The sequence below is a fragment of the Streptomyces sp. NPDC054872 genome (genome assembly GCF_053610705.1).
On record NZ_JBSGYY010000003.1, the window covers coordinates 147,202 to 166,878 of the forward strand.

The window sequence follows — 19,677 nt, forward strand, 5'->3', positions numbered from 1 at the left end:
GCCCGTCAGGCCGCGCGGCTCACGCGCCCCTGGTGGCCGCGGATGATGTCGGCGTAGCGCAGACCGCTGCCCTTGACGGTGCGGCGCTGCGTCTCGTAGTCGACGTGCACAAGACCGAAGCGCTTGTCGTAGCCGTAGGCCCACTCGAAGTTGTCGAGCAGCGACCACGCGTAGTACCCGGCCAGGGGTGCTCCCTTGCGGGCCGCGCTCGCGCAGGCGGCGAGATGGCGGACCAGGTAGTCGGTGCGCTCCGGGTCGTCGATCGTTCCGTCGGGGCGTACGACGTCGGGGTAGGACGAGCCGTTCTCGGTGACGTACAGCTTGCGCGCCCCGTACTCGTGCGTCAGGCGCAGCAGGAGCGTCTCGATGCCGCTCGCGTCGATCTCCCAGTCCATGCCGGTGCGGGGAACATGCTCGCGGCGCACCTGGTGGGCGTAGGGCGCGGGACCCGCGGGGTCGTCGGAGACCACGGCCGGGAAGTAGTAGTTCAGGCCCAGCCAGTCGAGCGGCTGCGCGATGGTCGCCAAGTCACCTGCGCGCTCCGGCAGTTCGACCCCGTAGACCTCCTGCATGTCGGCGGGGAAACCGCGGCCGTGGACCGGGTCGAGCCACCAGCGGTTGGTGTGGCCGTCCACGCGGCGGGCGGCGGCCACGTCCTCGGGGCGGTCGCTCGCGGGCTCGACCGTGGAGAGGTTGTTGACGATGCCGATCTGCGCGCCGGGCGCCGCGGCGCGGATGGCCTGGGTGGCGAGACCGTGCCCGAGCAGCAGGTGGTACGAGGCGCGTACGGCGGCGGTCAGGTCCGTCAGGCCTGGGGCCATCCGCCCTTCGAGGTGACCGATCCAGGCCGAGCAGAGGGGTTCGTTCAGCGTCGCCCACTGGGTGACGCGGTCGCCGAAGCGCTCGGCCGCGATGGACGCGTACGCCGCGAAGTGCTCGGCGGTCTGCCGCTCGGGCCAGCCGCCGCGGTCCTGGAGGACCTGCGGCAGGTCCCAGTGGTAGAGGGTCACCGACGGCGTGATGCCCGCTTCAAGCAGGCCGTCGATCAACTGGTCGTAGAAGTCGAGGCCCTTGGCGTTGGCCGGTCCGTCGCCGCCGGGCACGATGCGCGGCCAGGCGAGGGACAACCGGTAGGCGTTGGTGCCCAGTTGGTTCATCAGCGCGATGTCATCGCGCCAGCGGTTGTAGTGGTCGCAGGCCACGTCGCCGTGGTCGTCGTTGTCGATCTTTCCGGGGGTGTGCGAGAAGGTGTCCCAGATCGAGGGGGAACGGCCGTCCTGGGTGACGGCCCCCTCGATCTGGTACGCCGATGTGGCCGTGCCCCACGCGAAGTCGTGCGGAAGTGCGGCAAGGTCGATGAGCTCGGACACGGACGTCCTTTCAGACGGGGCAGGCGGGACAGACGGGGCGGACGGGCCGGACGGGCCGGACAGGACCGACGTGGTGGCGGCAAGGGGGTCGGTCACTTGACGGCTCCGGCGGTGAGGCCGGCGACCAGATAGCGCTGGAGCAGGAGGAAGCCCGCGACCACCGGCACACTCACGACCAGCGAGGCGGCCATGATCTGGTTCCAGTAGACGTCGTTCTGGGTGGAGTAGCCCTGCAGGCCGATGGCGAGGGTGCGGGTGGACTCGTTCGTCATGACGGAGGCGAAGAGCACTTCTCCCCATGCGGTCATGAACGCGTAGACGGCGACCGCGACGATGCCGGGGATCGCGGCGGGCACGACGACCCGGAAGAGCGCGCCGATCGGCCCGCAGCCGTCGACGAGTGCCGCCTCGTCCAGGTCGCGCGGCACCGAGTCGAAGTACCCGATCAGCATCCAGATCGAGAAGGGCAGCGAGAACGTCAGATAGGTGATGATGAGCCCGGCCCGCGAGCCGAACAGAGCGATCCCCGTGGCGTTGCCGATGTTGACGTACATCAGGAACAGCGGGAGCAGGAACAGGATGCCGGGGAACATCTGGGTGGACAGGACCGTCACCGTGAAGACGCGCTTGCCGCGGAACTGGTAACGGCTGACGGCATAGGCGGCGAAGACGGCGATCACCACCGAGCAGACCGTGGCCGCGCCCGCGACGATCAGCGAGTTCATGAAGTACTCGGCCAGCGGGACGGTGTTCCAGATGTCGATGTACGGGCGGATGGTGAGCCCGCTCGGCATCCAGCGGAACTTGCCCGACACATCTTCGAGCGGCTTGAGCGAGCTGGACACCATCACGAACACCGGCAGGAGCACGAAGCCCGTGAGCAGCGTCAGGAAGATGCGCCGTGACCAGAGGAACGAGCGGGGCGCCGCCATCGGCGACCGGGGCTTCGCGGCCCCGCTCGGCCGCACGGCCGTGCGGGCGCTAGACATGAGCGGACTTCCTCTCGCGTGACGTGACCCCCAGATAGACGCCCGTCACCACGAGCAGGAACAGGAGCAGCAGGACGGACATGGCGGAGCCGGTGCCGAAGTTCCAGGTGACGAACGAGGACTGGAAGATGTGGATCGAGACCAGGTCCGCGGCCTCCGGCGCCGATCTGCCGAACAGGACGTACGGCGTGTTGAAGTCGTTGAACGTCCACAGGAACAGGACGAGCACGAGGACCTGGTTGACGGGGCGCAGGGACGGCAGCGTGATGCGGCGGATCTGCTGCCACATGCCGGCGCCGTCGAGCGCCGCAGCCTCGTACATGTCCCTGGGGATGTTCTGCAGGCCAGCCATCAGGATGAGGAAGGCGAACGGCCAGCCCTTCCACACCGAGACGGTGAGCAGCGCGACGAAGCTGTTGTCGCCGATGAGCCAGAACGGCGCGCTGTCGGTGAGGCCCAGCTGATCGTGCAGCACGTGGTTGATGAGGCCGTTGTCACGCTGGAACATGAAGCCCCAGGTGATCACCGCCGCGTACACGGGCAGTGCGTACGGGACGAGGAAGAGCGCCCTGAGGAAGCCCCGGCCCTTGAACGTCTCCTGCAGATAGATCGCGGCGGTCGTCCCGATCAGCCAGCACAGGCCGACCGAGAGCACCGTGAACGCGCAGGTGACGAGGAAGGAGTGCAGCAGCGCCTCGCCCGCCGGCGCGTCGAAGTCCACCGCGATCTTGTAGTTGTCCAGGCCGGACCAGGGCGCGGCGCCCCAGTCGCGGATGAAGAACTGGGTCAGCTCCTTGAAGCTCATCACGATGCCGACGACGATCGGCAGCAGATGGACGAGGAGTTCGAGCAAGAGGGCGGGGAGCAGCAGGAGGTACGGCAGGCCGATGCGACGGAGCCGACCGGGACGGCGGCCCGGTCCGCGCTTCCCCTCCGGGGCCTTCACCGACGGCTCCCCCGCGCTCTCGACGATGGTCGTGGTGCCAGTGGTTCCAGTGGTCACAGTCGTGCCACTCACTGCTGGGACATCTGCTGCTGAGCCTTGACCAGTTCGGCCTTCACCGACGCGGTGGTCACCGCCCGGCCGGCGGCGGCGTTCGCGAAGAGATTCTTGACGGCGGTGCCGACCGCGGTCTCGAACTGCGACTCGTTGGCCACCTGGGGCAGGGGCGCGGCGCTCTTGGCGAGGGTGTCGCGCAGGACCTCCAGCTCGGGACGGTCGAAGGCGGGGTCTTCCTGGGCGGCCTTGACCGGCGGCACCGAGCCGTAAGACGTGCAGAGGATCTTCTGCTCGGCGTCGCTCGTCATGAACTTCACGAACTTCAGCGAGCCGTCGATGTTCTTGGTGTTCTTGAAGACGGCCATGTTGATGCCGGCGACCATGGAGTTGGTGGCCTTGCCCTGGCCCGGCGCGCCGGACTCGACGGGCACGGGCGCCACGCCCCAGTCGTCGTCGCTCATGCCCTGCGACTTGAAGGTGGTGGCCGCCGCCTGCCACAGCACCATCGCCGTCTTGTCCTTGGCGAAGTCGCTCAGGGACTGGTTCTGCGCGTACTCGGCGTTGCCGGGCGCGATGATCTTGTCCTTGCCCATCATGTCGACGTACTGCTTCACCGCCGCGACCGCGCCGGAGGAGGTGAAGTCGGGCTTGCCGTCCGGGGTGAAGAAGTCGGCGCCGTGCTGCTTGCCGAGCGCGAAGACCTGGTGGATGTTGTTGGAGAGGTTCGCCCCCTCCGCGCCCAGGGCCCACTTGCCGCCCTTGGAGATCTTCTTACCGTCCTCGACCAGCTCGTCCCAGGTGGCGGGCGGCTTCTCTATGCCGGCCTCCTTGAACATCTTTTTGTTGTAGTAGAGGGCGTATGCCATGGAGTACAGCGGCACGGCGGCCGGGTCCTTGTCCGCCGCCCCCGTCGAGCCGAGCGCGGACTCCACGAAGCGGTCCTTGCCGCCGATCTTGGAGAAGTTCTTCTCGTCCCACGGCAGCAGGGCACCACTGGCCTGCAGCGACGCGCTCCAGGTGTTGCCGATGTTCAGGACGTCCGGCCCCTGACCCGACGTCGTCGCGGTCAGGATCTTGTTGAGCAGCTCCGACCAGGGGATGACCTCGAGCTTCACCTTGATGCCCGTTTTCTTCTCGAACTTGTCGAGTTCGGGCCTGAGGATCTTCTTGTCCGCCTCGATGCTGGGTCCTTGGTTCGACGCCCAGTAGGTCAGCGTCTTCGGCGAGTCGTTGGACCCCTCGCCGCCCGTCGTCGAACCGCCGCCGCAGGCGGTCGCGGTGAGGGCGAGCGAGAGAGTGACGGCGCCGACGGAGGCGGCGGCTCGGAATCTGCGCATGGCTCCAGGTGTCCCTTCCGGAGGGAGTCATGGGGCGGATGGCCCAACACCGGACCGATCCGGCGCTGTGTTCAACTCTTGAATGACCTCATGACTTAATTTAGGACGTGAGTTAAACCGGCGGGGAAGATACCGTCAAGGGGTCACACAGAACCAACTTCGAGGCAGAGCAGGCCGGAAGGAACCACATGGCTGGGCAGCGCAACGGGCGCACGGTGCACGACCTGCGGCGGGAGAACCGCGCCGCCGTACTGCAGCGGTTGTACTTCGAAGGGCCGATGAGCCGCTTCACGCTCGGCCCTGCCACCGGACTGAGTTCAGGTTCCATCAGCAATGTCGTGGCCGAACTGGTCACGGAGGGGTGGGTGGAGGAGGCCGGCAGCGTGGAGTCCGACGGCGGACGCCCGCGTACGCTGCTGCGGGTCGCGCCCGGCCGCGGTCAGCTGATCGGCGTGGACGTCGGCGAGACCCGCGTACGCGTCGAGCTCTTCGACCTCTCCCTGTCCGAACTCGCGCGCGCGGAGCGGCCGTTGACCCTCAAGGGGCACGACGTCGGCGGCATCACGGAACTCATCCGCGACGGGATAGGAGAAGTGCTCGGCGCCGGGGGCGCCACGGAGGAGGGTCTCCTCGGCGTCGGGATCGGCGTACCGGGCATCGTCGCGCGCGACAGCGAACTCGGTGCCGTCGTACACGGCCAGACCATCGGCTGGAACGCGGTCCCGCTGGAATCCCTGCTGCGGGAGACCGGCCGGAGCGTTGCCCAACTCCCCGCTTCCGTACCGTACTTCATCGACAACGGCGCCAAGACGCTCGGCCAGGCGGAGATGTGGTTCGGCGCCGGGCGCGGGACGCGCAACGCGGTGGTGGTCCTGTTCGGTTCGGGTGTCGGCGCGTGCGTCGTCACCGAGGACGTGGAGCAGGGCCGCGCCCTTGAGTGGGGGCACCTCACGGTGCGGGTGCAGGGCAGACGGTGCCGGTGCGGGGCCCTGGGGTGCCTGGAGGCGTACGCGGGTGCGGAGGCGCTGCTCGAACGGTGGCAGGAGGCGGGTGGGGTCCCGCCCAAGGGCACGGACGAGGAGAGCGCGCTCACCGCCATGCTCGACGCCGCCTACCCCGAGGGCGGTGGCGCGGCCGATCCGACGGCGCTCGCGGTGCTCGAAGAGACCGCCGAGTACCTGGGCGCGGGCCTCGCCGACCTGATCAACCTCTTCCAGCCGGAGCGGATCCTCGTCGGCGGCTGGGCCGGACTCCAGCTCGGGCAGCGCTTCCTGAGCGCGGTGAAGCGGTACATCCCGACCTACGCCCTGTCCTACCCGGCGGGGCGCGTCACCATCGACCTGGGACGCCTCGGCCCGGACGCGGTGACGGTCGGCGCCGCGACGCTGCCCCTGGCCGACTTCTTCGCCCGCGGCGGGCGCCGCGCCGCACCGGCACGGGAAGCCGAACTCCCGGGTTGGCAGACGGCGTTGGAGGGACGCAGCCCCTCCTAGGACCGCCCTCCCGAGCCGTGTGCCGCACCCGGTCGGCCCGCTTCGCGACGGACGCGGCGTTCGACCCGCTCACCGTCGGCGCGCGGCTGGTCCTCGGCGGTGACGCCCTGCCCGAGGAGAGCCACGGCTTCCCTCGACGGTGAGCCCGGCTCGGTGACGGCGAGCACCAGGTGCTGGTCGGCCGCCTGGGGGAGGTTGAGGCTCTGCTGGGTCACGGTGAGGGTACCGACCAGGGGATGACGCATCTCGTAACGGGCGAAGTCGCACGGGCGCACCTGATGGCCGGTCCACATGGCGGCGAACTCAGGGCTCTTGACCGTGAGTTCACCGATGAGCGAAGTCAGCAGCGTGTCATCGGGGTGGCGTCCCGCGACCATCCGCAGGTTCGCGACGACGGCCTTGGCCTTCGCCGTCCAGTCGGCGTACAACGCGCGGGTGTGCGGGTCGAGGAAGAGCATCCTGGCGAGGTTGGGGCGCTCGGCAGCCCGCTGCGGGCTGTCGGGGTCCACGTGCGCCGCGAACAGCGCGTGGCCCAGCCTGTTCCAGGCGAGCACGTCGGCGCGACGCCCGCTGACCAGGGCCGGCACACTCTCCAGGGTGCTCAGCAGATCGAGCGTGGTGGCCCCGGCCTGCTCGGGCCGCGGGCGGCCCGCGGGGGCCCGCCGCCTGCCGGCGTCGGCGAGGTCGTGCAGATGCCGCCGCTCCGACTCGTCGAGGCCGAGGGCCCGCGCCACGGCGTCCAGGATCTCCGGGGAGGCTCCCAGCGACTGCCCCTGCTCCAGCCGCGTGTAGTACGAGGCGCTGACCCCGGCGAGCAGCGCAAGCTCCTCCCTGCGCAGGCCCGCCACACGCCGTCGGTCGCCGTAGTCCTTGAGGCCGACGTCCTCGGGACGCAGCTGTGAACGTCGTGCGTACAGGAAGTCGCCGAGCCGGCCGCGTTCGCTCATGTCCCCCAGTCTGCATGGGCGCCCGCGCCGCAGCCTGACCCTGTCCGGGGTAGGCAGCGGCGGGTCTGGCTGACCTGTGCGGACCCGGCGACGGTGGTGCTCCGACACCCGCCCCCGATTCCGGAGCAATCGATGACACAGAGGGACCAGAAGGACCGGAAGAGCGAGAAGGCCGAGAGGGACCAGACGCATCAGATCGAACTCGGAGACGTCACCGTCACGCGCATCAAGGAGTACTACGGCCCCGTCGGCATGACGCCCGGCCAGTTCCTCCCCACCGCCCCGGAGGGCGCCTGGCGCGACGACGCCGCCTGGCACCCGCCGCACTTCCTCGACCCGCGGACGAACCTCGTCAACTCCGCCGTCCAGAGCTGGCTGCTGCGCAGTGAAGGGAAGACCATCCTTGTCGACACGGGCGTCGGCAATCACAAGGAGCGCCCGTACTCCCCGGTGTGGAGTCACCTGCGCACCGACTTCCTGGGGGGCCTGGCACGGGCAGGCGTCGCGCCCGAGGACGTCGACATCGTGATCAACACGCATCTGCACGTCGACCACGTCGGCTGGAACACCCGCCTGGACGGCAGGGACTGGGTCCCCACCTTCCCGAACGCCACCTACCTGCTGCCCAAGGACGACTACGACTTCTGGAACCCCGAGAACGGCCACAAGCCGCTGCTCGGCCGCGGCAACCAGAACGTCTTCGAGGACAGCGTCACCCCCGTGCACCGCGCGGGCCAAGTGCACCTGTGGGAAGGAAGCCACCGGATCGACGCCGGTCTGCGCCTGGACACCGCCCCCGGCCACACCCCGGGATCGAGCGTTCTCACCCTCGTCAGCGGGACGGACCGCGCGGTCTTCGTGGGCGATCTGCTGCACAGCCCCGTCCAACTCGTCGACCCGGACCACAACAGCTGCTTCTGCGAAGATCCCGTCGGCGCCCGCGCCACGCGCCGCCGGATCCTGGGCTGGGCCGCGGACCACAACGCGCTCGTCGTTCCCGCGCATCTGGGAGGCCACGGCGCCGCCGAAGTCGAACGCTCGGGCAGCGCGTTCGCCATCAAGGGGTGGGCGCCCTTCACGCCGTACCCGCGGACGGACGGGGATGAGGAGCACGACGGACACGAGGGAACTGAGCACCACGTGGCACGCGAGGGACAGGTGACGACAGCATGACCACCGAGCACCGCCCCGGGACCGGGACCGGCACCAGCACCGTGATCACCGCGCAAGGAGCGGTGGCCGGCGCCCGGCACGAGGGTTTCACGGTCTTCCGCGGCATCCCGTACGCGGCGCCCCCGGCCCGCACCGGCCGTTTCGCCGCGCCTCAGCCGCACGCCCCGTGGGAGGGCGTGCGGGACGCGACGGCGGCGGGGCCGACCGCGCCGCAGGCCGAGCGGAACCTGGGCGCCATCGACATGTCGCCCTACTTCGGGCCCGGTTGGGTTCCCGGGGAGGACTACCTCACCCTCGACATATGGGCCCCCGACGACCCCGTCCGCCCCAGCCAGGCCCTGCCGGTCATGGTCTTCGTGCACGGCGGAGGCTTCGTGGCGGGTTCGACCCGGGCGGGCCTGTACGACGGCACCGCCTTCGCGCGCAGCGGTGTCGTCCTGGTGACCGTCAACTACCGCCTGGGGATCAGCGGCTTCCTCGACCTGCCGGGAGCGCCGCGCAACCGCGGCCTCCTCGACGTCCTCGCCGCCCTGCGCTGGACACGGGAGAACATCACTGCGTTCGGCGGTGACCCCGACCAGGTGACGCTGTTCGGCCAGTCCGCCGGCGCCACCCTCACCGGTGCCGTCATCGCCGCGCCGGAGAGCAGGGGGCTCGTGCGGCGCGCCATCGTGCAGAGCGGCAGCGGCCTCGGCGCCTTTTCGCCCGAACAGGCCGCCCGTGTGACGCGGGCGGCAGCGGCGGCCCTGGGCATCGCGCCCCGAGCCGACGCCTTCGAGGCCGTCCCCGACACGCGCCTGGTCGAGGCGATGGCCGGTCTCGGCGGGATCGACCTGCGGACCCCGACCGCGTACGACCCGCTGCTCGGGCTCAGTCCGTTCAGCGTGGTCGCGGACCGTCAGCCCGCCGACGCCGTCGCCGCCGGAACAGGGAGCTCCGACGTCGATCTCCTCATCGGCACCAACGCGGATGAGGGCAACCTCTACCTCGTCCCCTCCGGCGCCTACGCCGACTCGACGGCGGCCGACGTCCGTGCCGCGGCCCACCTCTCCCACCCGGACCCGGACTTGCTCGTCGACACCTACCGCGCCGCGCACCCCGGGGCCTCCCCCGGGCGGCTGCGCTCGGCCGTCCTGGGCGACGCGCTGTTCGGCAAGGGGAGCTGGGCCTTGGCCGACGCTCACGCCGAGCGGTCGTCCGGCGCCACGTACAGCTACCGGTTCGACTGGCGCTCCCGTGCCTTCGACGGACTGCTAGGGGCCACCCACACGATGGAACTCCCCTTCGTCTTCGGTCTCGACGCCACCCGGCTACAGGGCCACCACGCCCTGTTCGGCCCCGGCAGTCCTCCCGGCGACCTGGCTCCCCGCATGCACGCCGCCTGGATCCGTTTCGCCCGCGACGGCGATCCCGGCTGGGCTCCGTACGACACCCGTCGCCGGATCACGACGGTCATCGGCCGTCGCTGGACGGTCCATGAAGATCCGCGCGGTGACATCCGCCGGGCCTGGAGGCGGTGAGCGGCTGGCACCCGCGGGTCGGGCGGGGGCCTGTGCCTGCCGAAGAAACGGTATGAACTCCTTGCTCGCCCGGGCCGCCGCCTTCCTCTTCCCCGACACCGAGGGCCACCACGGCGTGCTGCCCCCGCTTCTCGTCGTGCTGACCTTTGTCACAGGTCTTGTCGACGCCGTCAGTTATCTGGGCCTCGACCGTGTCTTCGTCGCCAACATGACCGGCAATGTGGTCTTCCTCGGCTTCGCGCTCGCCGGTGACGTGCAGCTCTCGGCGACCGCGTCGCTCCTCGCGGTCGCCGCGTTCGTGGCGGGCGCGTGGGCGGGCGGCCGGATCTCGCCACGGGTCGCGCGGCCGCTGCGGTTGTTCGCGCTCCTCGTCGGCGCGCACGCCGTGCTGGTGGCGGCGGCTCTGCTGCTCGACCTCGCGGCCGACGCCAGGCACGCCCTGATCGTGCTGCTCGCGCTCGGCATGGGGCTGCAGAACGCCGTGGTCGGCAAGCTCGCCGTACCCGACCTGACCACCACAGTCCTGACGCGCACCCTGACCGGCCTGGCCTCCGACCGGCTCGGCCCGGCGTCCGTACGCAGGTCCGTGTCCGTCGCCGCGATGTTCGCCGGCGCCCTCGTGGGCGGGCTGCTGCAGATCCACCACGGCACGGTCGCCGCGCTGGCGCCCGCGCTCGCGCTGCTCGCGGCCGTGACCCTGGTGGCGGCCCTGCCGGGCGCGACCGCGCCGCGTGCGGGCTGAGCGCTACCGCGCCTTCTCGACGAGCCGGGCCAGGTTCGCCAGCGCCATGCGCGTCCCGGTCTCGTTGTCGGCGGCGGGAACGCTGTCCGGGATGCCCTCGTGGCGGACCAGGACATCGGTTCCTCCGCCGTCCGCGTCGGTGAGTGTGGTCGTCATCGTCATCGTGCCGCCCAGGCCGGGGTCCTCGGTCTCGAACGCGAGCACCTCGACCACCCGCTCGTCCGGTACGAGCTTCGCGAAATGGCCGTGGTACGTGTCGGTGTGCGCGGCCGATTTGCCGGTGCCCGACTGCCCGTCGTAGGTGAGCGAGACGCGGAAGCGTCCGCCTTCACGGGCGTCGAAGGCGTGCACGTGACTGCTCATGCCGTCCGGGACGCGCCAGCGGGCGATCGCGTCCGCGTCCAGCAGCGCCCGATAGACGGCCGCACGCGGGGCGTTCACATGCCCGGACACCTGTGTCGAGTACATGCGGGCCAATCTAGGGCGCCGGCCGCTCGCGCGGGAGGCCGTCCTCCTGCGGAAGGCGGCGCCCCAGGCGTGCCAGCGGGGACAAGGCCATGAACAGCGGGGACAGCGCCAGGCAGACGGCGGTCAGGAGCAGGCTCGTGCGCGGACCCCACGCACCGGCCAGGAATCCGCCAAGGAGCGATCCGACGGGCGTCAGGCCCATGCCGACGAAGTTGATGGTCGCGACGGCGCGCCCCTGCATCGGCACGGGCGTGATGGCCTGTCGTACGGCCATGAGCGTGACGTTGACCAACTGACCGAAGACACCGAAGACGAAGTTGATCGCCATGAGCGAGCCGATGGTGACGGTCGTGTTCCCGTGCAGGGCCGGCACGCAGAGCATCACGCCGTCGGCCAGTACCGCCGAGGCCACCACGACCCTGCCGTATCCGAACCTCTCCGGAAGCCGCGCCGAGAGCAGCGAACCCACCACCGCGCCCGGGCCCGTGGCGGCGAGCGCCAGGCCGACCGCCATGCCCGACAGGTGCAGTTCGCGCGGCAGGAAGAGCAGGTAGACGGTCATCACGGCCGCGAACGAGAACTGGAAGAGGGCCGAGGCGATCCCCACGGACCGCAACGACGGATGGCTGACGACGAAGCGGAGACCTTCCTTGATCTGTCGCCCGACACGCGGCGGTCTGTCGGACGGAGCCCGCTCGGGCAGTACTTCCTGGCGGCGGATGCGGCGGATCGACACGAAGGACACCGCGAAGGAGAACGCGGCGGCCAGGGTGGCGATCGGCGCGGAGAACAGCGACACGAGGGCGCCGCCGAGCGCCGGCCCACCGATCTGTGCGGCGGATCTGCTGCCTTCGAGCGCACTGTTGCCGCGCAGCAACTGCTCGCGCCTCAACAGCCGTACCAGCGACGCCTGATAGGCCACGTCGAAGAACACGCTGAGGACGCCGACGAGGAAGGCGACCACGAGGAGCGCCGGAATCCCGAGCACTCCGAGCAGGTACGCGAGGGGGACCGCGGCAAGCGCGAGGGCACGCCCGAGGTCCGCGACGACCATGACGTCGCGGGCGCGCCGCCGGTCCACCCACGCCCCGGCGAAGAGCGAGAAGAGCAGGATCGGGGTCTGCTCCACCGCGCGGAGGGCGCCGAGCTGACCGGCGCCGACGTCGAGCGCCAGCACGGCCACGAGCGGCAGCGTCACTTGACCTGCCTGCGCCCCGAGCTGCGAGGCGGTCTGCCCCGACCAGAGTCTGCGGAAGTCGGCGTCACGCCACAGGCTGGACCGGTGGCGCGCGGAAACGGCACGAGAAGCGGACGGCACGAAGAGCCCCTTGAGGCAGAGAAGGTGACGCGGTGCCGCAGCTCACGGGCAGCACGCGATGACGGGCCATGACGACCCACGACGTCAACGCGCGCTTCGGCGACCGACCATCTCAACTCTCCAAGGGGTAGGCGGCGTTGGCAGGCTACTCGTCGGCCACGCGGCCATGGAATCGCTTTTCCCGGGCCCCGCGTACCCTCGGCGCATGACCCGCCGCACGCCGCCGCGCCCCTTGGGCGTGGAGCGGCTCTTTCCCGAGGTCGTGCGCTTCAGGAAGGAGGCGGTGCGGCTCCATCCGCGTGCGGGCGACCCGACGTATCGCGAGAGTTCCGTCGGCGGTCCCTTGCTCTGGCCCGCGCGGGAACCCTGGCCGGTGTGCGATGAGCACGGCGGGGCGCCGATGGTGGCCGTCGCGCAGATCTACCGGGCCGACGTCCCGGGTGTCGTCGTCTTCCCGGAGGGGTGCGACGTGCTCCAGGTGCTGTGGTGCCCGCGGCGGCACAGCGACGGTCCGTGGGTCGTCCCCCGCGTCCGGTGGCGGGCGGCGGCCGAGGTGCGGCAGGTGCTCGACGCTCCGGCGGTGCCCGCGGAGCGGCATGAGAACTATGTGCCGCGCCCCTGTGTCGTCCATCCGGAACGGGTGACGGAGTATCCGAGCTGGGACCTCGCGGACCCGATCTGGGATGCGCTGGAGGGGCGGTTCGAGCAGGTGGAGAAGGAGACCGGCTGGGATTACCAGTACCACCTCTCCACCGCTCCGGGCACGAAGCTTGGCGGGTATCCCGGCTGGGGTCAGGACCCGCAGCCCGCGGCCTGCACGCGGTGCGGGCGGCCGATGGAACATCTGCTGACGTTCGACAGCGACGAGGGCGATGCCGAATCCTCGCGGGCCTGGACTCCTGTCGAGGACCGCGGGGTGCGCCAGGAACACGCGGGGATGATGTTCGGCGACATGGGCGGGATCTACCTCTTCGAGTGCCTCACCTGCCCGGGCCGCCCGAACACCTACCGCGTCGACTGCGCGTAGCCCGACCGGGACGGCCCGGCCGGGCATCGCACGAGTGTCAGGCAGCGGCGGGCGCGGCCTGCTGGGTGAGGCGGGCGACGACCTCGGTGAGGGCCGTGGCCACCTCGGCGTCGTCGGCCGGGTGGAGCTCGGCGAACCGGGTCAGGGAGGCGGGGATGGACAGCTTGACGTCCTCCACGACCACGCCGCCCGCGATGCCGGCGGCCTTGCGCGCGTCGTCCTGCGCCCACACGCCGCCGTACTGGCCGAAGGCGGTGCCGACGACGGCCACCGGCTTGCCGTTGAGCGCACCGGCGCCGAAGGGGCGGGACAGCCAGTCGATCGCGTTCTTGAGCACGGCGGGCATGGTGCCGTTGTACTCCGGCGAGAAGAGGAGGAAGGCGTCGGCGCTCCCGGCCACCTCGCGCAGGCGGGCCGCGGCGGCCGGGAGGCTGCCCTCGACGTCGACGTCCTCGTTGTAGAAGGGCACGTCCGCAAGGCCCTCGAACAGCTCGACGTCCACACCGGCGGGCGCGTGCTTGGCGGCGGCCTCGGCGAGCTGGCGGTTGTGCGAGCCGGCGCGGAGGCTGCCGACGAGGGCGACGATGCGTACAGACATGGCTGAACTCCTGAAAAGAGGGGGCGGGACTCACAAGGGGGCTACGAATCAAGCGGACCGGGGTCCGTTTAAAGTTGTACCACCTATCCGGACCGCGGTCCACTTAGCGCCTCGGGGCGCTACGCTGGGGTCATGACCGGCTCCGTGCTCCCGCCTCTCCCCTCGCCCGACAGACCGGGCGGGACGGCCGAGCTCGCCCTCACCCCGGTGGGCGAGCCGCCGTCGCTCAGGGCCGACGCGGCGCGCAACCGCACACGGCTGCTGGAGGCCGCCTCAGAGCTGATGGCAGGCTGCGGCGCCGCGCAGCTGACGATGGACGCGGTGGCCACGGCGGCCGGGGTCGGCAAAGGGACCGTCTTCCGGCGCTTCGGCGACCGCACCGGGCTCCTGGTCGCCCTGCTCGACCACCGCGAGCAGCAGTTGCAGGCCGCCTTCCTCTCCGGCCCCGCCCCGCTGGGCCCCGACGCCCCGGCTCTGGAGCGCCTGCACGCGTTCGGGCCCGCCCTGATCCGCCACGAGCGCGACCACCACGAACTGATCCTGTCCTCGCGGACCGACCCGCTGCGTACCTACGCCGTCCCGGCGAACCGTCTGCGCCTCACGCACGTCACGATGCTGCTGCGCCAGGCGGGCGTCGCGGGCGACGCCGAACTCCTCGCGCACACCCTGCTCGGATCGGTCGACGGCGTCCTGGTGCATCACCTCACCGTCGAGCGCGGCATGCCGCTCGACCGCTTGGACGCCGGGTGGCACGACCTCGTCACCCGCCTTGTGACGCCACCGCCCTCACCGGCCTGATCCCGCCGCCCCGTGGAGGGCGTGCGGCGCGCCCGTCACGCGAGGCATCGGCGGACGGGTCGGGCAAGGCGTCGGCGGACGGGCAGACGCGGTCACCGACCACATAAGGGGGCCTTGTCCACACGAGCGGGTCTGTCCACGCGAGGGGGTTTCGCCTACACGCCGATCGCGCCGTCGATCCGCTCGCGGAGCAGGTCGGCGTGGCCGTTGTGCCGGGCGTACTCCTCGATCATGTGGATGAGCACCCAGCGCAGCGACACCGTTCCTCGCCACCCGTCGTCGCCCTCGATGTCGAGGTCGGGCGCTTCGGCCACCAGGCGGTCGGCGAACGCCACCTCGGCACGCCAGGCCTCCCACGCCGCGGCGATGACGGCCGGATCGGCGACAGCACCGTCGAAGTCCTGGTCAGGGTCGGCGTCCGAGCCGAAGAGGAGCGGCGCCTCCCGGCCGGCGAGCACGCGCCGGAACCAGCGGCGCTCCACGTCGGCGAGGTGCCGGACGAGACCGAGCAGCGAGAGCGTGGAGGGTTCCACGGACCGCAGGGCCAACTCGGCCTCCAGGCCCGCGCACTTCAGCTCCAGCGTGGTGCGCTGGGCCGCGAGGAACTCGACGAGCATGCGCCGCTCGTCGCCGGTGGTGGGCCCGGCCAGCCGGCCGTCCCGCTCTTCGTCCACGAACAGTTCCGCACGTCTGCGCCCGCTGGTCATGCCCGCCATCCAACCTTGGGTGTCATGTCCGGGGCCAGCCATTTCCGGCGGCCGGTCAGTCATGCCGGCGTGGCGAGGAACTGTGTCGCCGCCAGCTCCCCGTACAGCGGGTCGGCCGCCACCAACTCCTCATGGGTGCCCGACGCGCGGACCCGCCCCGCGTCCATCACCACGATCCGGTCGGCCAGCGTCACCGTCGAAAGACGGTGCGCCACGACGAGGACCGTCACCTCACGGGAGACCTCGGCGACCACGTCACGCAGGGCCAGTTCGTTCACCGCGTCGAGCTGCGAGGTCGCCTCGTCGAGGAGCAGGAGGCGGGGCTTGCGCAGGAGCGCCCGCGCGATGGCCACACGTTGGCGTTCGCCGCCGGACAGCTGGGAGCCGCGGTGCCCGACCAGCGTCTCCAGACCGTCCGGCAACCGGTCGACGAGTACGTCGAGCCGCGCGCGTACGAGGACGTCCCGTATCTCGTCGTCGGACGCTCCTGGCGCCCCGAAGAGGAGGTTCTCGCGCAAGGTGCCCGCGAGAACGGGCGCGTCCTGCTCCACGTAGCCGATGACGGAGCGCAGTTCGGCGAGCGGCCACTCCCGCACGTCGCGGCCGTCGACCAGGACGCGGCCGCCGGTGGCGTCGTAGAACCGCTCGAGCAGGCCGAAGACGGTGGTCTTGCCCGCGCCGGAAGGGCCGACGAAGGCGGTCATGCCGGGGCCCGGGATGTCGAAGCTCACGCCGTGATGGACGTACGGAAGGGCCTCCCGGTAGCGGAAGGTCACGTCCTCGAAGGCCACGGCGGCGGGACCGCGCCGCCCCGCGTCCGTGGCGGGCCCGTTGACGTCCTCCGTCTCCAGGCGCTCGGCCCGTACGATCCGCGCGATGGCCGCCGAGCCCACCTGGTACTGCGAGACGCCCTCGACGAGCCGGGAGACCGGGTCGATCAGGTAGAAGAGGAAGAGCAGGAAGGCCACGAGCGTCGAGACCGAGATGGCGCCGGACGCGACGCGGGCGCCGCCGATGCCCAGGACGGCGAGGAAGGAGACCTGCACCGCGAATCCGACCGAACTCCACGCCACTGCCTGCCACTTGGCGGAACGCACCCCGTGCCGCCAGGCCTCCTGCGCGGCGGCACGCACGGCGGCGGTCTCGCGCTCCTCGGCACCCGACGCCTTGAGCGTGCGGAACGCGCCGAACGCCCGCTCCAGCGCCGTCGAGATCGTGCCGACCGCTTCCTGCGCCCGCTCGGTCGCCCGCGCGATCTTCGGCATCACCAGGGCCACCGCGCCGCCGATGAGCACGATCACGCCGAGGGTGACGCCGAGCAGGACGACGTCCATGAGGCCCATCATCACGATCGTCGCGATGAACGTGAGTCCGCCCGCGACGGCGGACACCACGGACTGGGTGGTGACCGCGCGCAGCAGCGTCGTGTCGGAGGTGATCCGGGACATCAGATCGCCGGGCTGGGTGCGCTCCACCTCCGGCAGACGCAGGCGCAGGAGCCGTCCGATCAGGGTGCGCCGGGCCGCGAGCACCACGGATTCGGCGGTGCGTTCAAGGACGTACGCGCCGATCGACTCGATGGCGGTGCCCACCACCACGAGCGCGGTGAGCAGCACGATGATCCCGGTGATCGAGTCGTCGCTGCCGAGCCGGTCCACCAGGGCTTTCGCGGCGAGCGGCTGGGCGAGGCCGGTCGCGGCGCCGATCAGTGTGCACAGGGCGCCGAGCGCGACGATCCAGCGGTGCGGGCGGAAGTAGCGGTACAGCGCCCGCCAGGTCTCCCCCGCGGAAAGCCGCTCCTGCCCCGGTCTCTCCGGCGTCGGCTTCTGGTGGGCCGGTTGCTCCGGCGCGTCCTTGGTCACGTGGGACAGGACGCCGGTGACGGCTGATCTGCCTGAGCGGCGGCCCGGACCTTCGGCCCGTAACCCAGATCCGGACACGAAGTTAGAGGATCTGTCGAATTCATTGCAGAGACGATTCTGCAGGGCGAGTGTGGCGTGGGGCGGGCGGCAGGGCTCACGGCATGGAAGGGCCCGGGAATGAAGGGGATGACAGGGCGAGTGCGTGTGCGCGGGGGTGGCCTGCTGGGCCGGGCCGATGAGCTGTCCGGACTGCGTCGCCTGCTGGCCCGGAGCAGGCTGGTGACAGTGACGGGCGGCCCGGGGGTCGGCAAGAGCGCCCTCGCCGCACACGCCGCGGCGGCGGTGGGCAGCCAACTGACGGACGGCGTGGTCGTCGTGCGCTGGTGGGACGGCGGCCCCGCGCGGGGGCAGTCGGTGGCACGGGCAGTGGTCGAGGCCATGGACGGGGAGCCGGGCGGGGTGCGGGTCGTCGCCGGACATGAGCCTGACGCACCCCCTGCCGGAGGCGGGCAGAGTGCCGGGGCACGGGGCCCGGTCGGTGAAGCGGAACTCATCGCGCGACTTCACGAGCGCCGGGTGCTCGTCGTGCTGGACGACTTCGATCCCGTACGTGACGAGTGCGTACGCCTCGTGCAGTCGTTGCTGCTGCGTGCGCCGGGCGTACGCGTTCTCGCCACCGGGCGGCAGCCGCTGGGCCTGGGCCAGGAGTTGGTGCTGCACCTCAGGCCGCTCCCCGTCGGCGCGCCCGGCCCGGAGGAGGAACCGGGGCCCGCGGTGGAGCTGTTCATGGAGCGTGCGCGTGCGGCCCGTCACCGCACGGACGCGCGGCCGGCCCCGGGTACCGACCTCCACTCCCCGCCCCCTCCGGCCGCCCCCGACGAAGCCGAACTGCGCGCCGTGAGTGACATCTGCGCACGGCTCGAAGGAGTACCGCTCGCCGTGGAGCTCGCCGCGGCGCAGACCGTCCTGCATCCGCCGGCTCGGCTCGCGCAGTTGCTGCGGCTCACCCAGGGCTGGCTCGGCAGGCCGGAGGCGCCCGTACGGCGCCACCGTTCCTTGCGGGCCGCCGTGGGCGCGAGTTACGCGCTGTGCGGGCAGGACGAGCGCAGCGTCTGGGCGCGGCTCAGCGTTTTCCCTGGCGAGTTCGACGAGGACGCCGCCGTCCACGTGTGCGCGGGCGGCGGACTCGACCGGACGCGGGTGGCGTCCTGCCTGGCCCGCCTCGCCCTGGCCTCGGTGCTTGAACCCGTGCGTGACCCCGGTGGCGTGCTGCAGCCCCGCTACCGGCTGCCCGCCGCGGCCCGCGGCTTCGGCGCCGAACGCCTGGAATCCGCGGGCGAGTCCACCGCGGCGGCAGCCCGCCATCTCGACTGGTACCGCACCGTGGCCTCCACCGCCCACCAGCTGTGGAGCACCGGACGGCACGAGCAGGCGACCCTGCTGCTGCGTGACGAGGAACCGAACCTCCGGACCGCGCTGGAGTGCGGTCCGGCCGGTGCCGACCACAGTGCGACCGCCCTCGGCTTGGTCGTGGACCTGTGGTTCTGGTGGGCGGTCTGCGGACACGCCGCCGAGGGGCGCGAGCATCTGCGGCGGCTGCTGCCGCTCGGGTGCGCGGACACCGTGAGCCGCGGCCAGGCCCTGTGGCTGGCCGGCTGGCTCGCGGCCTGCACGGGCGCGCCGGAGGCCGAGGAACTGCTCGGCCAGGCCTGGCGGGTCGCCGTGCTCTCGGGGGACGACGCGACCATCGGCCGGGTCGCCCACGTACAAGGCATCATCGCGCTGCGCGACGGTGAGACGGAACGCGCCATCGTGCACTTGCGGGAGGCCGCCCACACCGTCCCCGTCCACGCCGACCACGGCCCGCCCGCCGCGGTCAGCTGGGCCGGGCTCGCCGTGGCGCAGGCGCGCGTCCGCCCGGCCGACGCCCTGCACAGTGTCCGCCGCGCGTCGGCCGGCACGCAGACGCGGCACGACATATGGGCGCGCTCCATGACGCAGTACGCCCACGCCCTCGTCGAGCATCTGCGCGGTCGGCACAGCAGTGCCTGGCGCCGGGCGCACAAGGCTCTGGCCGGAGTCGTGTCCGTGGCCGGGCCGCTCGGTGCCGCCTCGGTCCACCAGTTGATCACCGCGATCGAACACGGTCCCGCGACCGGCGCGGTCGAGTGGACGCCGCCGTGCGGGTGGAATCCACCGGGCACGTGAGGCACTTGGGTCAAATTACACAAAAGAGACCTGTTCCTCTGATTCGTTCATCTTCCCGGGGTCTACACATGGTTCGACCAGGAAGCGAGCCTTCGCGCAGCCGGGTCCGAGCGGGAAACC

At 71.3% G+C, this 19,677-nt stretch carries 17 protein-coding genes; 7 read left to right on the plus strand and 10 right to left on the minus strand.

Features of this window, described 5'->3' with window-relative positions:
- Positions 1 to 5 precede the first annotated feature (5 nt).
- From ACWGIH_RS04745 to ACWGIH_RS04760, 4 genes are all read right to left on the minus strand, one after another.
- Positions 6 to 1,370 (minus strand): GH1 family beta-glucosidase, encoded by a 1,365-nt coding sequence (locus tag ACWGIH_RS04745; protein ID WP_453443099.1) that lies wholly within the window; start codon positions 1,368 to 1,370, stop codon positions 6 to 8.
- Between the two features lie 92 nt (positions 1,371 to 1,462).
- Positions 1,463 to 2,359, minus strand: coding sequence for a carbohydrate ABC transporter permease (locus tag ACWGIH_RS04750; protein WP_453443100.1), 897 nt, complete (start codon positions 2,357 to 2,359; stop codon positions 1,463 to 1,465).
- A complete protein-coding gene (locus ACWGIH_RS04755) occupies positions 2,352 to 3,332 on the minus strand; it encodes a carbohydrate ABC transporter permease (protein ID WP_453443212.1) in 981 nt (326 codons plus the stop codon). The genes ACWGIH_RS04750 and ACWGIH_RS04755 overlap by 8 nt, the downstream gene beginning before the upstream one ends.
- A gap of 41 nt (positions 3,333 to 3,373) precedes the next feature.
- The gene (locus tag ACWGIH_RS04760) at positions 3,374 to 4,696 is read right to left on the minus strand and encodes an ABC transporter substrate-binding protein (RefSeq protein WP_453443101.1); all 1,323 of its coding nucleotides are present in this window, start codon (positions 4,694 to 4,696) and stop codon (positions 3,374 to 3,376) included.
- 188 nt (positions 4,697 to 4,884) lie between these two features.
- On the opposite strand from ACWGIH_RS04760, the gene ACWGIH_RS04765 reads away from it, so the two are divergent.
- A complete protein-coding gene (locus tag ACWGIH_RS04765) occupies positions 4,885 to 6,189 on the plus strand; it encodes an ROK family transcriptional regulator (RefSeq protein ID WP_453443103.1) in 1,305 nt (434 codons plus the stop codon).
- On the opposite strand, the gene ACWGIH_RS04770 is transcribed toward ACWGIH_RS04765, so the two are convergent.
- Positions 6,186 to 7,136, minus strand: coding sequence for a helix-turn-helix domain-containing protein (locus ACWGIH_RS04770; protein WP_453443104.1), 951 nt, complete (start codon positions 7,134 to 7,136; stop codon positions 6,186 to 6,188). The genes ACWGIH_RS04765 and ACWGIH_RS04770 overlap by 4 nt on opposite strands.
- A 132-nt stretch (positions 7,137 to 7,268) precedes the next feature.
- Between ACWGIH_RS04770 and ACWGIH_RS04775 the strand changes: the two genes are divergently transcribed.
- From ACWGIH_RS04775 to ACWGIH_RS04785, 3 genes are read left to right on the plus strand one after another with little or no spacing between them, the layout of a single operon-like run.
- Positions 7,269 to 8,309, plus strand: coding sequence for an MBL fold metallo-hydrolase (locus tag ACWGIH_RS04775; protein ID WP_453443105.1), 1,041 nt, complete (start codon positions 7,269 to 7,271; stop codon positions 8,307 to 8,309).
- Positions 8,306 to 9,829 carry a carboxylesterase/lipase family protein gene (locus tag ACWGIH_RS04780; RefSeq protein WP_453443107.1) on the plus strand — a complete coding sequence of 508 codons (1,524 nt, stop codon included), beginning with the start codon at positions 8,306 to 8,308 and terminating at the stop codon, positions 9,827 to 9,829. Before ACWGIH_RS04775 ends, ACWGIH_RS04780 begins: the two co-directional genes overlap by 4 nt.
- Positions 9,830 to 9,881: 52 nt before the next feature.
- Positions 9,882 to 10,571, plus strand: coding sequence for a YoaK family protein (locus tag ACWGIH_RS04785; RefSeq protein WP_453443108.1), 690 nt, complete (start codon positions 9,882 to 9,884; stop codon positions 10,569 to 10,571).
- A gap of 3 nt (positions 10,572 to 10,574) precedes the next feature.
- On the opposite strand, the gene ACWGIH_RS04790 is transcribed toward ACWGIH_RS04785, so the two are convergent.
- Positions 10,575 to 11,039: an SRPBCC domain-containing protein gene (locus tag ACWGIH_RS04790; protein ID WP_453443109.1), complete on the minus strand. Its 465-nt coding sequence runs from the start codon at positions 11,037 to 11,039 to the stop codon at positions 10,575 to 10,577.
- A gap of 10 nt (positions 11,040 to 11,049) precedes the next feature.
- Positions 11,050 to 12,357, minus strand: coding sequence for an MFS transporter (locus ACWGIH_RS04795; protein WP_453443110.1), 1,308 nt, complete (start codon positions 12,355 to 12,357; stop codon positions 11,050 to 11,052).
- A gap of 205 nt (positions 12,358 to 12,562) precedes the next feature.
- Here ACWGIH_RS04795 and ACWGIH_RS04800 point away from each other — a divergent pair, with 205 nt between their 5' ends.
- Positions 12,563 to 13,384 (plus strand): DUF1963 domain-containing protein, encoded by an 822-nt coding sequence (locus ACWGIH_RS04800; protein ID WP_453443112.1) that lies wholly within the window; start codon positions 12,563 to 12,565, stop codon positions 13,382 to 13,384.
- 37 nt (positions 13,385 to 13,421) lie between these two features.
- Here ACWGIH_RS04800 and ACWGIH_RS04805 read toward each other — a convergent pair whose 3' ends face one another.
- Entirely contained in the window at positions 13,422 to 13,982 is a 561-nt protein-coding gene (locus tag ACWGIH_RS04805) for an NAD(P)H-dependent oxidoreductase (RefSeq protein ID WP_453443114.1), read from the minus strand.
- A 132-nt stretch (positions 13,983 to 14,114) separates the two neighbouring features.
- Here ACWGIH_RS04805 and ACWGIH_RS04810 point away from each other — a divergent pair, with 132 nt between their 5' ends.
- On the plus strand, positions 14,115 to 14,780 hold the full coding sequence (locus ACWGIH_RS04810; protein ID WP_453443116.1) for a TetR/AcrR family transcriptional regulator: 666 nt from the start codon (positions 14,115 to 14,117) through the stop codon (positions 14,778 to 14,780).
- A 155-nt stretch (positions 14,781 to 14,935) separates the two neighbouring features.
- Here ACWGIH_RS04810 and ACWGIH_RS04815 read toward each other — a convergent pair whose 3' ends face one another.
- Both ACWGIH_RS04815 and ACWGIH_RS04820 read right to left on the minus strand, forming a co-directional pair.
- Positions 14,936 to 15,487 carry a DinB family protein gene (locus tag ACWGIH_RS04815; protein WP_453443213.1) on the minus strand — a complete coding sequence of 184 codons (552 nt, stop codon included), beginning with the start codon at positions 15,485 to 15,487 and terminating at the stop codon, positions 14,936 to 14,938.
- A 59-nt stretch (positions 15,488 to 15,546) separates the two neighbouring features.
- Positions 15,547 to 17,253: an ABC transporter ATP-binding protein gene (locus tag ACWGIH_RS04820; protein WP_453443214.1), complete on the minus strand. Its 1,707-nt coding sequence runs from the start codon at positions 17,251 to 17,253 to the stop codon at positions 15,547 to 15,549.
- A gap of 282 nt (positions 17,254 to 17,535) precedes the next feature.
- Here ACWGIH_RS04820 and ACWGIH_RS04825 point away from each other — a divergent pair, with 282 nt between their 5' ends.
- A complete protein-coding gene (locus ACWGIH_RS04825) occupies positions 17,536 to 19,557 on the plus strand; it encodes an ATP-binding protein (protein WP_453443118.1) in 2,022 nt (673 codons plus the stop codon).
- Positions 19,558 to 19,677 lie beyond the last annotated feature (120 nt).